This window comes from Ensifer sp. EB106-05-01-XG146 (assembly GCF_058791875.1).
In genome coordinates this window covers 76,674-89,841 of record NZ_JBYTDX010000001.1, presented here as the reverse complement: position 1 = coordinate 89,841, position 13,168 = coordinate 76,674, and the positions used below count along the sequence as shown (strand labels likewise).

The following is a 13,168-nucleotide window of genomic DNA, read 5'->3' as shown; positions in this document are numbered from 1 at the left end:
CTGCTCCAGGACAATTTGTCATGACCGATCCGTCGGCCACCTCCGCCCCGTTCGCCGCCAGCGAGAAGCTTGGCGCCCTGCTCGTCTTCGGCTCGGCCTTCTTCTGGAGCTTTGGCGGCGCGATTGCGCGGTTCCTGCACATTTCCGACAGCTGGACGATCGTCTTCTGGCGCTGCCTGTTTGCCGGCCTGTTCCTGCTCGCCTTCATGCTGGTGCGTGACGGACCGCGCGGCACGGTGGCCCTGTTCAAGGGCATGGGCTGGCCGGGCATCTCCGTCGGGCTCTGTTTCACCATCGCCTCGACCTCCTTCATCATTGCGATCTCCTACACGACGATCGCCAATGTCGTTCTGCTCGGCGCCGGGGTGCCGCTGTTTGCGGCGCTGATGAGCTGGGTGCTGTTTCGCGAGCGGGTATCGCGCTTCACCTGGGGCGCGATCACCGCCGTCATCTTCGGCGTCGGGATCATGGTCTCGGAAAGCCTGACGGGAACAATGTCACCGGTCGGCGATGCGCTGGCGCTGCTGATCCCCGTCGTCTTCGCGCTGGCAACCGTCACTACCCGCCGATACCCGCATGTGCGCATGACGCCGGCGACCTGCTTCGGCTGCTTTGCCGCAAGCGGCATTGCCGCCAGTCAGTCCTCGGGCCTGGCGGTGACTGGAGGCGAGCTCGCGCTGCTCTTCGTCTTCGGCGCCTTCAACCTCGGGCTTGGCATGGCGCTCTTCGTGACCGGTGCCCGGCTGGTGCCCTCGGCGCTGGCCGCGCTGCTCGGGACGGCGGAAACCGTGCTGGGGCCGCTCTGGGTCGCGATCATCCATGGCGAGGTGCCGAGCAGCCGGACGATCGTCGGCGGCACCTTCATTCTCCTGGCGCTGCTGGCCTACCTGCTCAACGAATTCCGGCGGACGCAAACCATCCCCACACGGCCGGTCCGCACGCCGACGCCTTGACATCCACGGCCAAAACCTTGAAGCCAAGGACTTTCTCGATGAAGGACCGACCGCCGATGGCCGATACCAGACCCAAAGACGACAAGCCGTTGTTCGGCCGGCCGTGGATTTTCATTCGCGGCGTCCCCGCCATGAAATTCCTGCCGCCGGAAGGACCGGCCGAGATTGCCTTTGCCGGCCGCTCGAACGTCGGCAAGTCGTCGTTGATCAACGCGCTGGTCGGCCACAAGGGTCTGGCAAGAACCTCCAACACCCCGGGCCGCACGCAGGAACTCAACTACTTCGTACCGGATGGATTTTCCGGCGAGGCCGACGACCTGCCGCCGATGGCGCTCGTCGACATGCCCGGCTACGGCTATGCCCAGGCGCCGAAGGAACAGGTCGATGCCTGGACAAAACTGGTCTTCGACTACCTGCGCGGCCGCTCGACGCTGAAGCGCGTCTACGTGCTGATCGACAGCCGCCACGGCATCAAGAAGAACGACGACGAGGTGCTCGACCTGCTCGACAAGGCAGCCGTCTCCTATCAGCTCGTGCTGACCAAGACCGACAAGATCAAGGCCGCCGGCGTGCCGCGGCTGATCGCCGAGACGCTCGAAAAGATCAAGAAGCATCCCGCCGCCTTCCCGGAAGTCCTTGCGACTTCCTCGGAGAAGGGCGAAGGGCTCGACGAGCTGCGGGCGGCAATCGGCATCGCGATCGCGCGCTAAAGGGGGCCTCAGGGCGTCCGGCATCGCGCTGCAAGCACCCGCCCATGCGAAATCGATGTCTTTGATCTCTGTCACTACCCCGACATGCAATCCGCTCTATCTCTGCGTTGCGTCCAGAACGGTGGCGCGGCCAGAGATAGGAGTGTGACATGTCCGATTTGATCGTTGTCGGGTTCGATTCCCCCGAGGAGGCTGACAGGGTTCTGGTCCGGCTCGCCGGGCTGAAGAAGGAATATCTGATCGACCTCGAGGATGCGGTGGTCGTCGTGCGCGACACCGAAGGCAAGGTCCACCTCAAGCAGAGCCTCAACCTGACCGCCGTCGGCGCCACCTCGGGCCTGCTCTCCGGCTCGCTCTGGGGCGGCCTGGTCGGCCTCCTGTTCCTCAATCCGCTGGCAGGCTTTGCAATCGGCGGTGCGCTCGGCGCGGGTGCCGGCGCCCTCTCGGGCTCGCTCAGCGACTACGGTATCGACGACGAATTCATCAAGTCGCTCGGCAACACCATCCCGAACAACTCCTCCGCTCTGTTCATCCTGGTGCGCAAGGTTCAGCCGGAAAAGGTTCTCGCCGAATTCCCCGACCTGCGCGGCCGCGTGCTGAAAACGTCGCTTTCGCCCGAACAGGAGCAGAAGCTGCAGGCAGCGCTCTCCGGCACAACAGCGGCTGCACCGCCCGCCGGCGCCTAATCGTCCGGCTGGCTTATCGAGACAGCACGAAGGCGAGCGCCAGGCCATTGATGCAATGGCGCTTGCCGGTCGGTGGCGGGCCATCGTCGAAGATGTGACCGAGGTGGCCGCCGCAACGGCGGCAATGGCATTCCGTACGGGTCATGAGCAGCGAATTGTCTTCCCGTGTCGCCACGGAATTGGGGAGCGATTGCCAGAAGCTCGGCCAGCCCGTGCCACTGTCATACTTCGCCTCGGACGAATAGAGCGGCAATGCACAACCGGCGCATTGGAAGGTGCCCTTGCGCTTCTCGTGGTTAAGCGCGCTTGTAAAGGGGCGCTCCGTGTCCTCGTGCCGAAGGATCCGGTACTGGTCGTCGGTGAGGGCTGCCCGCCATTCGGCATCAGATTTGACGACCTCGAAGGGCTCGATTCCCGCTGCCCATGCAAGCGGCGTGAGCCCGCGCAACGCGAATGCTGCGGCCAATGCCGTGCCTGCCATCAGGAAGACGCGCCGGCTGATCATGCTAACCTCCCACTTGGCCTAAAGCGCGTCACGATCATTCGCGCGGAGCGCTGTACGTTGTCGATTTGTCGGATGTCGCGATAGACGATACCGCCCGGACACACCCGCTGCAAAACAATGCCGTTCAAAGCATCGTGACGCGGTGAAAGGCCATCGGTGATACGACCTATGGTAAGCGCCAGGCCGCCGGCAGCGGCCAGGCGCCGCCGAACTCAGCCTTTCGGCAGGAGCACCTTGTCGATCACATGGATGACGCCGTTCGACTGCTTGACGTCGGCGATCGTTACCGTCGCCATACCGCCGGTTTCATCGGTCAGCATCAGCTTGCCGCCGTCTTCCCTGGCTTTCAGCACACAGCCGCCGACCGTTTTGACGTCATGCTCGCCGCCGTCCTTCTTGATCATCTCGGCAATCGTCGCCGACATCGCGTCGGCGGCAACGACATGGCAGGTCAGGACCTTGGCGAGCTTGTCCTTGTTCTCTGGTTTCAGAAGCGTGTCGACGGTACCGGCCGGCAGTGCGTCAAAGGCGGCATTCGTCGGCGCAAACACCGTGAACGGCCCCTTGCCCTCCAGCGTCTCCACCAGCCCGGCTGCCTTGACGGCGGCGACCAGCGTGGTGTGATCCTTGGAATTAACGGCGTTCTCGACGATGTTTTTCTCCGCATACATCGGCGCGCCGCCGACCATCGGATTTTCGGCATGGGCGACGAAGGCACTTGCTGCGAGGACGGACGCTGTTGCGACCAAGCGGATGGCAGACGTGAACATCTTCTCTTCCTTCCTGTTGAGGGAGGCGGCGCATGGGCCGCCCGCCGAAACTGCCGTTCCCTGCGGGGGAACAAGACAAGCAACGGAAGGACGAGAGAAAGAGTTTCAGGAATTTTCAGGAAAGTTAGTCGATTGATAAATAAGGGTATTTATCGAGATTACGCGCTCAGAGGTTTCGCGCCTTGCCGAGCGCGATGATCGGTCCGGTGGCCACGCCGGTCGGCGAACCGCCGAGCGGCTCGACGCTGACGGCAAGAACCGAGCCGGCGGAGATCCGCGAGCGGAAGGTCGACGGCACGGCGATTTCGCCCTCCCCGGTCTGCGGCAGGACACCGAGCGAGATTGCCGGATTGCTGCCGTTGATCAGCCAAAGTTCGAGGGATTTCTGTTCCGCCTGGCTGGCGGCCACCGGCGTTACCTGCAAGCGGCCCGATGCCCGGTCGAAGCGGGCGACGAGATCGATGGCGCTGCCTTTCCCCGAGAGCTCGGCAACAAGCGAGGCACCGGTCGACCGCGTCTCGAACAGGCCGGCCATGGAGGCGCCCATCACCAGCAGCGCGGCGAACGAGGCAAGCGCCAGTCCTCGCCAGAGCGCCAGCGAGTGCCAGAGCCCGCGGGACCGTACAGGTTCCGACCGCAACGTATCGAAAAGCTGCCGTTCGATCGCGGAGAACGTCCTGGGTGGGGGCACCACCGGATCATAGGCGTCGTCGAAGGAGGAAAGGTTGCTCTGCCAGCGGTCGACCATGGCGGCAAAGTTGCGATCGGAAGCAAGCCGGGCCTCGACCTTGCGGCGATCGTCGGCAGACAACACGCCGAGCACATACTCGCCCGCGATCACCTCGTCGCGGCGAAAGTCCCGGCCCTCTGGGGTTGGTGTCGTCATCGCTCCATACACTCTCGCAACTTCAGGAGACTGCGCCTCAACCAAGTCCGCATAGTGTTCAGCGGCACCGCGAAGACGTCAGCCAGTTCCTGGTAGCTCAGGCCTTCGACGTAGGCGCGCCGCACCGCTTCCGCGCGGTCTTCTTCAAGCTCCTCCATGCAGGCGTCGATCCGCCTGCCTTCTGCTCTCACGACTGCCAACTTTTCCGGATCGGCAGCAGGATCAGCCAAATCGTAGGCTTCGTCAATCACATTGGCAGCCGGTTTGCGCGCCCGGATGAAGTCGATGGCCTGATTACGCGCTATTGCCGCCAGCCAGGAACCCGCAGCCGCCTGTCCTTGCGAAAACCGGCCGGCCCGCTGCCAAATCTTGACGTAGATTTCCTGCAGCGCTTCTTCTGCCTCGCCCCGATTGCCAAGAATACGCAGGCAGATGCCGAAGAGTTTCGGACTGGTCTGCCGATACAGTTCGGCGAAGGCGTCGCGATCGCCGAGCGAAACGCGGCCAAGCAGGCCGGCCATATCCTCATCGATCATAGAACGCGCCCCGAAGCCTCATCTCTCCAGAGATAGGGCGCAGTTCACTTTGAACCAGCCGTATCGTCATTCGGCCTTTATGTTGCTCTCCGATCATTCCATCGATCCGGAACTTGCGCTAAACAGCAGCCGGTATTTTTCGAGGGTCCGCCATGTCCGCCAATGAAAGTGAAATCCAGGCACGCCTGCTCACCCAGGCCCTGCCCTACATGCAGCGCTACGAGAACAAGACGATCGTCGTCAAATATGGCGGCCACGCCATGGGTAACAGCGAGCTCGGTCGCGCTTTTGCAAGCGACATCGCGCTTTTGAAGCAGTCGGGCGTCAACCCGATCGTCGTGCATGGCGGCGGCCCGCAGATCGGCGCCATGCTGACGAAGATGGGCATCGAATCGAAGTTCGAAGGCGGCCTGCGCGTCACCGACGAAAAGACGGTCGAGATCGTCGAGATGGTGCTCGCCGGCTCGATCAACAAGGAGATCGTCGCGCTCATCAACCAGACGGGTGAATGGGCGATCGGCCTTTGCGGCAAGGACGGCAACATGGTCTTCGCCGAAAAGGCACGCAAGACCGTCAAGGATCCGGATAGCAATATCGAGCGCGTCCTCGATCTCGGTTTCGTCGGCGAAGTGGTCGAAGTCGACCGCACGCTGATCGACCTGCTCGCCCGCTCGGAAATGATCCCGGTGATCGCGCCGGTCGCGCCCGGCCGTGACGGCCACACCTACAACATCAACGCCGACACCTTCGCCGGCGCCATCGCCGGGGCGCTGAACGCCACGCGCCTGCTGTTCCTGACGGACGTTCCCGGCGTGCTCGACAAGCAGGGCAACCTGATCAAGGAACTCTCTGTATCCCAGGCCCGCGCGCTGATCGCCGACGGCACGATTTCCGGCGGGATGATCCCGAAGGTCGAGACCTGCATCGACGCGATCAAGGCGGGCGTTCAGGGCGTCGTCATCCTCAACGGCAAGACGGCCCATTCGGTGCTGCTCGAAATCTTCACCGAGCGCGGCGCCGGCACGCTGATCGTGCCCTGACGCACCCCGATCGGCAATGACATGACGAGGATCCGGAAGCCGTCTCACACAGCTTCCGGATTTTTTATGCGGCCTCGCTGTCCGATGGATGGCGCCTGCGGGGCGGTAACATCGATTCCTCCTCGGCCTCCTGCGGCGCTCCCCAGAACACCTCAAGCGACGGCCCGGCGGCGAAATGGCGGCGGCGGAAGACGAATTCGTAGAGCTCGTGAAACCAGACCCTGCGCCCCATGCGGGTGTACCACCGCATCGAATGGCGCTGCTGCGGGTCGCGGTGCAGGAGGACGCGCGCAAGGGCCTTTGGCCGCGCCTGGATCGCGACCTCGATCAATTTCACGCTCAGAAAAAGCACGACCGGGTGAAGGTGCTTCATCTTCAGCACCTGATGCTTGTAATCCCACTTGCGCATGTCCGGCTCGATGACGGTGCGATCCCTGGCGAGGCCAAAGAACGGGGTCCACCGGTGCGGCGTGACGTAGAGCGCCTGGATCTGGTCCGGGTCGTAGGAAAGAAGTTGCCTGAAACCACGCCAAAGATCGCTCAGGCGTTCCTCCTCGAAGCCGACCACCCAGGTGGCCATTGAAAGAATGTCGTGCTGGCGCAGGAGCGCGATTGCCTGCCGGTCGCTCGTGGTCGTCCCGCCCTTTTTGATCAGCTTCAGCGTCGCGTCATCAGTGTTTTCCATTCCGAGCAGCCAACGCACGACACCGGCCTTGCGATAGAGGTGCAATATGTCGGCATCGCGCACGATATCGTCTGCCCGCGTCGAGCCGACGATCTGCACCGGCACGTTCTCGGCGATCATGGCGTTCAGGAAGGCGAGCCAGCCCTTGCGCGACGAGGTCGGGTTTTCGTCGGCGAGATTGATCAGTTCCACGCCCTCTTCACGGTGGAGGCGGGCGATCTCCTTAGCGAACGCGACCGGATCCCGGTGCCGCCATCGCGTCCAGAAACCGCGCTGGCCGCAATAGTTGCACAAATGCGGGCACCCTCTCGAAAACTGCAGCACGACAGCGCGTTTTCCGCCCCAATAACTGTAGTGCCGATGCTCGATCAACTCCCAGCCGATGCGGTAGGCATCGAGATTGGCGATCGCCTCGGTCGGACGGGTGGCGAGCGCAACCCCGTCATCATCGCGATAGGCGATGCCCGGAACCTCGCTCAAGGGTTCTAAGGATGACAGGGCGCGCACGAGCCGTCGCACTGTCTCTTCGCCCTCTCCCCTGACGATGTAATCGAAGGCGCCGCCCTCGCTTAGAACCTCGCGCCAATGATAGGTCGGGAACACATCGCCATAGATCACCCGGACGGACGGTGCGGTCATTCTGACATCGCTGGCAATACGCTTGGCCGTCGGGTGGGCCGACGTCGACCCCGAATGACCGATCAGCAGAAGATCCGGGCAGTCGTCGAGCACGCGTGCGACAATCTCTTCGAAGCCCAAAGGGCCGAATTCGCAATCGATGAGCCGCACGGCGTGGCCATCATCGATGAGCGGCCCGCCAACGGCGAGCAGGCCGAGCGGCGGAAGATGATCGTCGGGAATACGGCTGCCGATGGCCGTATGCGGCGGATTGAGCAGAACAATCTTCATACGGTGCCTCTTGGGTCGCAAAGAATTGCCAGAGACACGATAAAGCTGAAGATTGCGGAAATAACAGCTCCAGGCTGCGGCCAAAAACGTACGTTTTCGCGGTGAAATCGCGCAACTTGCGCAGCGCGATTTCATCGAGCCCCGAGCTCAGCGCGGAGCGTAGACCTCGGTCGCCGCCGCCTTCAATTCTTCCATCATCACGCGGTATGGGCCCGGACCGTAGCTGGCGCGTGACACGCCGGCGCGGGCGAGCGTCTTCAGGTCGGGTGCGGCCGGGCGCATCATGATGTTGACGGGCAGGATCGAGGCGGCGCAGACCTTGGCGATCAGCGCCTCGTCCACCAGCCACGGTACGAAGAAGCCGCTGGCGCCCGCTTCGGCATAGGCCTTGCCGCGGGCGATCGCCTCGTCGACGAGGCCGGCATGCCGGCTCTCGTCACCCTCCTGCAGGAAGAGATCGGTGCGGGCATTGATGAACAGGGGGATGCCGCGCCGGTCAGCCATCTCGCGGATGGCGCGGATGCGCTCCGCCTGCTTTTCGACCGGGTGCACGCCGCCCTTGCCGACGATCTGGTCCTCGAAGTTGATGCCGATGGCGCCGACGTCGAGGATGCGCGAGACATTGGCGGCACCGGTCGCAGCGTCGTCGGAGTAGGCGCCTTCGAAATCGATGCTGACGGGCAGGTCGGTGCTCGCCACGATCAGGCGTGCGATATCGGCAAGCCAGGCCAGAGGCACCTTCTCGCCGTCGCCGAAGCCGTGGGCGGCCGCCACCGACCAGCTTCCGGTCGCAAGCGCCTTGGCACCGGCCTCTGCCACGGCCTTGGCGCTGCCGGCGTCCCAGATGTTGTAGAGCACTACCGGGTCACCCTTCTTATGCAGGGCGGCGAAGGCGAGCGCCTTTTCCTTCTGGTTCATTGTGTTTCCTCCACCAACAGGCTGACTGGTTTCATTTTCGCCTCGTGCCGAAGCAGCCACTGTTTCCGCCAGAGCCCGCCACCGTAACCGGTCAATGAGCCATCCGCGCCGATGCAACGGTGGCACGGAATGACGATGGCGATCCGGTTGGAACCGTTGGCCTTGGCGACCGCACGTGCGGACTGGATCGTAGCGACCTCGCGGGCAATGTCACCATAGGAACGCGTCCCGCCGGCGGGAATCTTCACGAGCTTCGCCCACACGTTGCGCTCGAAGGGCGTTCCCCCGGGCGCAAGCGGAGTTTGAAATCCGCCCGCCTCGCCGGCGAAATAGCTCTTCAACTCGCCTTCGATCTGATCGATCGGCGCCGTCCGGCCGGGGACGATGGCCGAGCGCGTCGCGCGCTTCAGCGCCTCCAGTTCCGTCGGCAGCGCCTTGCGTTCGTGGAACTCCAGCAAATGGAGGTGCGTCGCATCGGCAACCGCGACCATCGGCCCGATCGGCGTTTCGATCCAGTCGGACGAGAGCAGCGCCCTCCCCTGCGCTGCCGCCGGCGCATCGCCGAGCAGGCGCTGGAAGGCTGCGCGAAACCCGCTCGGCGACTCGTAGCCGGCCTCGAGCTGGGCGTCGATCACCCGACCACCGTCGGCGAGCTGGCGGGCGGCGAGCCCCAGGCGACGATGGCGCGCGAGATCGAGGAAGGTGATGCCGAGCGCGCGCTTGAAGGCACGCCGGACGGTCGAGGGATCAAGCCCGCGGCACACGATGTCGTCCTCGCTCCAACGGCGCTCCGGTGCTGCTTCCAGCGCCTGCAGAAGCTCCTGGACGAGCGGATCCTTGGCGCCGAACGTGGCAAGCGGCCGGCAGCGCTGGCAGGGACGGAACCCCGTCTCCAGGCAGGTGCCGATAGAGCCGACGAAGATCGTGTTTTCCCGCTTCGGCTTGCGGGCCGGGCAGGACAGGCGGCAGAAGACGCCTGTTGTCTTGACGCAGACGAAGGCCGAACCTTCGTATTCGCTGCTGCGCGCCATCAAGGCGTCGTAGAGCGTTTCATCGGAGGGAAGATCGAACAACATGCCGCGGTTCTAGCATGACCACGGCTCGGGAGACGCCGGTTTTCGGGCGTCTATTTTTCAGATCAGCACCAGCATGACGACACCGAGCACGATCAGCAGGCAACCCAATAGCTCCAGTCTGTTGATCCATTCGCGGAAGATGAAAAAGGACGAGGCGAAGGTGAAGAGCATTTCCACCTGGGCGACGACCTTGACGACGGCCGCCTGCTGCAGGGTCATCGCCATGAACCAGCCGAAGGAGGCAGACGCGCCGACGAAACCGACGACAAAGGCCGGCTTCCAGGCAGCCGCGATGCGCGGCAGCTCGTCGCGTTCGCGCACCACGATCCAGATCAGCATGACCACGGTCTGCAAGAGGATGACGAAGCCGAGCGTGAAGCTTGCCTGCATCATGTAGTCGGGTGCCGGCAGGCTCGGCGCCAGTGCCAGCGACGCCGAACGGTAGGCGACGGCCGAAAGGCCGAAGAAGGTGCCGGACAGCAAGCCGATGCCGGCCGTGCGCGAGAATACCGAGGTCACCAGCGTGCGCGCACTCAGGGTCGTGCGCGCCACCGAAATCAGCATCACGCCGACGACCGAGATGGCGATTGCCACCAGCGTGCCCTCGCTCGCCTTTTCGCCGAGGAAAATCAGGCCGAAGAGCGCTGCCTGCGCCGGTTCCGTGCGCGAATAGGCGGTGCCGACGGCGAAGTTGCGGAAGGAGAAGAGATGGACGAGCAGGAAGGTTGCGGCGATCTGCGCCAGCCCCCCGATCACCGCCCAAAGGAAAAAAGTGCCGTTCGGCACCGGAAGCGGACGGCCCACCACCTGCCAGAGCACAACGAGATAGAGGAAGGCGAACGGCAGGCCGAAGCCGAAGCGCACGAAGGTCGCGCCCGTCGTGCCCATGACGCCTTTCAAGTGTTTCTGCATTGCGGAGCGGACGTTCTGAAGGAAGGCCGCGGCGATGGTGATGAGGACCCAGGTTTCCATCGTTTCGAGCTAGCATGCAGGCCGGCTCGTTGCCAAGGACCACCTAACGGACCGGTTGCTAGTCCGCCCTTTCCCGCGCCTCTGCGAGCTCCGTGCTCTCGCTGATCGTGATCCGGGGCGCCTCGTCCTCGAAGGTCTTTACCCGCTGATCGTAGTTCGGCGCGAGCGTTCCGAGCACACGGTCCCAGAAGGAGAAGTAGTTGGCGTAATTGTACCTGAAGCCCGAATGGTGCTGATCATGGAACGTCGTGCACAGCAGCGGAGACGGGTAGCGCGCGGTGGAGGCGGCAAAATACTCGAAGCCGCAATGGCCGATCATGCCGTTGAAATGTTCGAACAGCCGATGGGCGATGAGCACCAGCGGCGGAAACGGCACGACGAAAACGACGACGGCCGAAAAGCTCTGAAGCAGGAAGTTGTCGAAGACGTCCTCGGAATAGGTGCTCCAGATCGTCGGCGCCACGCTTTTATGATGCAGGGCATGCAGCGGATAGAGCCACTTGGTGTGCAGCAGCCGGTGCATGAAATAGAACCAGGCATCGTAGAGGATCATGCTGAGCACGAAGAGCGGCAGGGCGTTCCACCAGGTAAGCGTCCAGGGCGCCGGCGCCCAGCCCTTCTGCTGGGCGTAGAGTCCGATCGTCAGCGGCAGGCAGGCGCTGAACATCGATTTGAGGCTCTGGCGGATCTCGGCGCTGCGGCGCTTGTCGGAACCGCGTCCCTTCTGGATCTTTCGCTCGGGATTGCGCTCGTTGAGCCATGTGATGCCATAGCCAAGCGCGAAATAGGTAACGACGGTGAACGTGTAAAACCCGAACAGAAAGAGCAGATAGAATACTTCGTTCGACATTGGCATCCGCATCCCCGAGCCAAAAACCGCGCGAGCCGGAAGATGCCACGCACAACCGCCAATTCAAAGCGCTAATCTATGCGCCAGCATTACGCCCGGCCCCGCATCGCCATTTTCCCGTTTGCCGCCACGGTCGGTCGTGTCATAAGGCGGTCATGAAAAAGCTCGACCGCCTGCCGACCCGCTCCGAATTCGCCCATGTCACCGACTGGGTCTTCGACCTCGACAACACGCTCTATCCCCACCACGTCAACCTGTTTGCGCAGATCGACCGCAACATGACGGCCTATGTGGCGAAGCTTTTGTCGCTCGATCCGGCCGACGCCAAGAAGCTGCAGAAGGACTATTACCGCGACCACGGCACGACGCTCAAAGGCCTGATGGTCCATCACGGCATCGACCCGAACGAGTTCCTCGAGCAGGCCCATGCGATCGACTATTCGATCGTTCCGGCCGACCCGGCGCTCGGCGAAGCGATCAAGTCGCTTCCCGGCCGCAAGTTCATCTTCACCAATGGCAGCGTTGCCCATGCGCAGATGACGGCCCGGGCGCTCGGGATCCTCGACCATTTCGACGACATCTTCGATATCGTCGCCGCCGACTTCGTGCCGAAGCCCGCGGGCGAGACCTATGACAAGTTCATGAGCCTGCACCGGGTCGATACCCGCAATGCCGTGATGTTCGAGGACCTGCCGCGCAATCTCCTCGTGCCGAAGGCGCTGGGCATGAAGACGGTGCTGCTGGTGCCGCAGAACCTCGAATACACCTTTGCGGAATCGTGGGAAAAGTCGAACGACACCGACGAGCAGATCGACTACGTGACGGAAGACCTCACCGGCTTCCTGCGGAGCCTCCTCACAGATCTCTAGAGTGGCGCTGGCGGACGCCGCAAAGACGGCGTCCCGCCCGCTGCGACACAATTTTGCCGCCGAAAAACCCCTTTTCGGCCAATGACTTAAATTACCAAAGTTTAACTGGCGTCGGCTGCACCCGCGTCTATCCTTGCGATCAGAAACAACCGATCGAAAGGACGCATGATGCCGAACAAGACCCTGATCCTCGGCGTGGCTGCACTCTCCGTCGCCGTCACCGGAATGGCCTCCCCCTCCTTTGCTGCCCGCGAAAAGATGACGCCCGAGCAGCGCGGCCAGCGCATGATAGAGCGCCTCGACACCAACAAGGACCAGAAGGTTTCGCTCACCGAGTTCCAGGCGCGGATCTCCGACAATTTCAAAACCTTCGATACCAATGGCGACGGGCAGATCAGCGCCGAAGAAATGAAGGTCAAGCGCGAGGCCTTCCGTGAGGCGCGCAAGGCCTGGAAGGACGCCAAGGCAAAGACCGGCACGGAGCGCGAGACCGCCCTTGCCAAGCTGAAGGAAGCCCGCCCGGCCATGCTGCCTGGCCTGCGGCCCAAGGCCTTCAAGCGCGTCGATACCGACGGCAACGGCTCCTTGAGTGCCAGCGAGGTTTCAGGCGCCGCGGAAGCCATGTTCAAGCGGCGTGACAAGAATGGCGACGGCGTCATCGACGCGGCCGACTTTACCAAGAAGATCTGACGGGAGCTCTTCTCTCTCCCCACCGCCCGGTGGAGAGGCTCCCGGCTAGCCCATAGCCCCTTGCTCCCCCCAGCGAGGGGCTATGCGCATTGTCGGAGGCGTTCCGCGCGAGA

General features: G+C 63.2%; 15 protein-coding genes. 6 read left to right on the top strand and 9 right to left on the bottom strand.

The features are described from left to right. The first annotated feature begins 20 nt into the window (after nucleotides 1-20). The 3 genes from AC3WVQ_RS00425 to AC3WVQ_RS00415 all read left to right on the top strand — a co-directional run bounded on the left by AC3WVQ_RS00425 (nucleotide 21) and on the right by AC3WVQ_RS00415 (nucleotide 2,349). Nucleotides 21-953: a DMT family transporter gene (locus tag AC3WVQ_RS00425; RefSeq protein WP_492382563.1), complete on the top strand. Its 933-nt coding sequence runs from the start codon at nucleotides 21-23 to the stop codon at nucleotides 951-953. A 56-nt stretch (nucleotides 954-1,009) separates the two neighbouring features. Continuing rightward, nucleotides 1,010-1,663 (top strand): ribosome biogenesis GTP-binding protein YihA/YsxC, encoded by a 654-nt coding sequence (yihA, locus tag AC3WVQ_RS00420; RefSeq protein WP_060607324.1) that lies wholly within the window; start codon nucleotides 1,010-1,012, stop codon nucleotides 1,661-1,663. Between the two features lie 149 nt (nucleotides 1,664-1,812). Then, complete coding sequence (locus tag AC3WVQ_RS00415) at nucleotides 1,813-2,349, top strand: DUF1269 domain-containing protein (RefSeq protein WP_034797308.1); 537 nt, start codon at nucleotides 1,813-1,815, stop codon at nucleotides 2,347-2,349. A gap of 13 nt (nucleotides 2,350-2,362) precedes the next feature. Here AC3WVQ_RS00415 and msrB read toward each other — a convergent pair whose 3' ends face one another. From msrB to AC3WVQ_RS00395, 4 genes are all read right to left on the bottom strand, one after another. Next, nucleotides 2,363-2,854, bottom strand: coding sequence for a peptide-methionine (R)-S-oxide reductase MsrB (gene msrB / locus AC3WVQ_RS00410; protein ID WP_090295070.1), 492 nt, complete (start codon nucleotides 2,852-2,854; stop codon nucleotides 2,363-2,365). A gap of 212 nt (nucleotides 2,855-3,066) precedes the next feature. Then, nucleotides 3,067-3,624: a fasciclin domain-containing protein gene (locus tag AC3WVQ_RS00405; RefSeq protein ID WP_090295071.1), complete on the bottom strand. Its 558-nt coding sequence runs from the start codon at nucleotides 3,622-3,624 to the stop codon at nucleotides 3,067-3,069. A 166-nt stretch (nucleotides 3,625-3,790) separates the two neighbouring features. Continuing rightward, a complete protein-coding gene (locus tag AC3WVQ_RS00400) occupies nucleotides 3,791-4,510 on the bottom strand; it encodes an anti-sigma factor (protein WP_060607221.1) in 720 nt (239 codons plus the stop codon). Further along, nucleotides 4,507-5,046, bottom strand: coding sequence for a sigma-70 family RNA polymerase sigma factor (locus tag AC3WVQ_RS00395; RefSeq protein ID WP_090295073.1), 540 nt, complete (start codon nucleotides 5,044-5,046; stop codon nucleotides 4,507-4,509). The genes AC3WVQ_RS00400 and AC3WVQ_RS00395 overlap by 4 nt, the downstream gene beginning before the upstream one ends. Before the next feature lie 152 nt (nucleotides 5,047-5,198). Between AC3WVQ_RS00395 and argB the strand changes: the two genes are divergently transcribed. After that, a complete protein-coding gene (argB, locus tag AC3WVQ_RS00390) occupies nucleotides 5,199-6,086 on the top strand; it encodes an acetylglutamate kinase (protein WP_034797321.1) in 888 nt (295 codons plus the stop codon). 64 nt (nucleotides 6,087-6,150) lie between these two features. On the opposite strand, the gene bchE is transcribed toward argB, so the two are convergent. From bchE to AC3WVQ_RS00365, 5 genes are all read right to left on the bottom strand, one after another. Further along, nucleotides 6,151-7,680: a magnesium-protoporphyrin IX monomethyl ester anaerobic oxidative cyclase gene (bchE, locus tag AC3WVQ_RS00385; protein WP_492382562.1), complete on the bottom strand. Its 1,530-nt coding sequence runs from the start codon at nucleotides 7,678-7,680 to the stop codon at nucleotides 6,151-6,153. Between the two features lie 147 nt (nucleotides 7,681-7,827). Then, nucleotides 7,828-8,598, bottom strand: a complete 771-nt coding sequence (locus tag AC3WVQ_RS00380) for an isocitrate lyase/PEP mutase family protein (protein WP_090295077.1) — start codon at nucleotides 8,596-8,598, stop codon at nucleotides 7,828-7,830. Beyond that, nucleotides 8,595-9,674, bottom strand: coding sequence for a bifunctional transcriptional activator/DNA repair enzyme AdaA (locus AC3WVQ_RS00375; RefSeq protein WP_089043201.1), 1,080 nt, complete (start codon nucleotides 9,672-9,674; stop codon nucleotides 8,595-8,597). The genes AC3WVQ_RS00380 and AC3WVQ_RS00375 overlap by 4 nt, the downstream gene beginning before the upstream one ends. A gap of 57 nt (nucleotides 9,675-9,731) precedes the next feature. Then, nucleotides 9,732-10,646 carry an EamA family transporter gene (locus AC3WVQ_RS00370; RefSeq protein WP_090295078.1) on the bottom strand — a complete coding sequence of 305 codons (915 nt, stop codon included), beginning with the start codon at nucleotides 10,644-10,646 and terminating at the stop codon, nucleotides 9,732-9,734. 58 nt (nucleotides 10,647-10,704) lie between these two features. Then, nucleotides 10,705-11,496, bottom strand: a complete 792-nt coding sequence (locus AC3WVQ_RS00365; protein ID WP_162731809.1) for a sterol desaturase family protein — start codon at nucleotides 11,494-11,496, stop codon at nucleotides 10,705-10,707. A 155-nt stretch (nucleotides 11,497-11,651) separates the two neighbouring features. Here AC3WVQ_RS00365 and AC3WVQ_RS00360 point away from each other — a divergent pair, with 155 nt between their 5' ends. Then, on the top strand, nucleotides 11,652-12,365 hold the full coding sequence (locus AC3WVQ_RS00360) for a pyrimidine 5'-nucleotidase (RefSeq protein ID WP_090295082.1): 714 nt from the start codon (nucleotides 11,652-11,654) through the stop codon (nucleotides 12,363-12,365). Nucleotides 12,366-12,533: 168 nt separating this feature from the next. Then, on the top strand, nucleotides 12,534-13,055 hold the full coding sequence (locus AC3WVQ_RS00355; RefSeq protein WP_162728662.1) for an EF-hand domain-containing protein: 522 nt from the start codon (nucleotides 12,534-12,536) through the stop codon (nucleotides 13,053-13,055). Nucleotides 13,056-13,168: the final 113 nt, after the last annotated feature.

What these genes read in the sequence shown, in the direction of transcription:
- AC3WVQ_RS00425 (WP_492382563.1), top strand. Translation starts at nt 21, where the DNA reads ATGACCGATCCGTCGGCCACCTCCGCCCCGTTCGCCGCCAGCGAGAAG.
- yihA (WP_060607324.1), top strand. Translation starts at nt 1,010, where the DNA reads ATGGCCGATACCAGACCCAAAGACGACAAGCCGTTGTTCGGCCGGCCG.
- AC3WVQ_RS00415 (WP_034797308.1), top strand. Translation starts at nt 1,813, where the DNA reads ATGTCCGATTTGATCGTTGTCGGGTTCGATTCCCCCGAGGAGGCTGAC.
- msrB (WP_090295070.1), bottom strand. Translation starts at nt 2,854, where the DNA reads ATGATCAGCCGGCGCGTCTTCCTGATGGCAGGCACGGCATTGGCCGCA.
- AC3WVQ_RS00405 (WP_090295071.1), bottom strand. Translation starts at nt 3,624, where the DNA reads ATGTTCACGTCTGCCATCCGCTTGGTCGCAACAGCGTCCGTCCTCGCA.
- AC3WVQ_RS00400 (WP_060607221.1), bottom strand. Translation starts at nt 4,510, where the DNA reads ATGACGACACCAACCCCAGAGGGCCGGGACTTTCGCCGCGACGAGGTG.
- AC3WVQ_RS00395 (WP_090295073.1), bottom strand. Translation starts at nt 5,046, where the DNA reads ATGATCGATGAGGATATGGCCGGCCTGCTTGGCCGCGTTTCGCTCGGC.
- argB (WP_034797321.1), top strand. Translation starts at nt 5,199, where the DNA reads ATGTCCGCCAATGAAAGTGAAATCCAGGCACGCCTGCTCACCCAGGCC.
- bchE (WP_492382562.1), bottom strand. Translation starts at nt 7,680, where the DNA reads ATGAAGATTGTTCTGCTCAATCCGCCGCATACGGCCATCGGCAGCCGT.
- AC3WVQ_RS00380 (WP_090295077.1), bottom strand. Translation starts at nt 8,598, where the DNA reads ATGAACCAGAAGGAAAAGGCGCTCGCCTTCGCCGCCCTGCATAAGAAG.
- AC3WVQ_RS00375 (WP_089043201.1), bottom strand. Translation starts at nt 9,674, where the DNA reads ATGTTGTTCGATCTTCCCTCCGATGAAACGCTCTACGACGCCTTGATG.
- AC3WVQ_RS00370 (WP_090295078.1), bottom strand. Translation starts at nt 10,646, where the DNA reads ATGGAAACCTGGGTCCTCATCACCATCGCCGCGGCCTTCCTTCAGAAC.
- AC3WVQ_RS00365 (WP_162731809.1), bottom strand. Translation starts at nt 11,496, where the DNA reads ATGTCGAACGAAGTATTCTATCTGCTCTTTCTGTTCGGGTTTTACACG.
- AC3WVQ_RS00360 (WP_090295082.1), top strand. Translation starts at nt 11,652, where the DNA reads ATGAAAAAGCTCGACCGCCTGCCGACCCGCTCCGAATTCGCCCATGTC.
- AC3WVQ_RS00355 (WP_162728662.1), top strand. Translation starts at nt 12,534, where the DNA reads ATGCCGAACAAGACCCTGATCCTCGGCGTGGCTGCACTCTCCGTCGCC.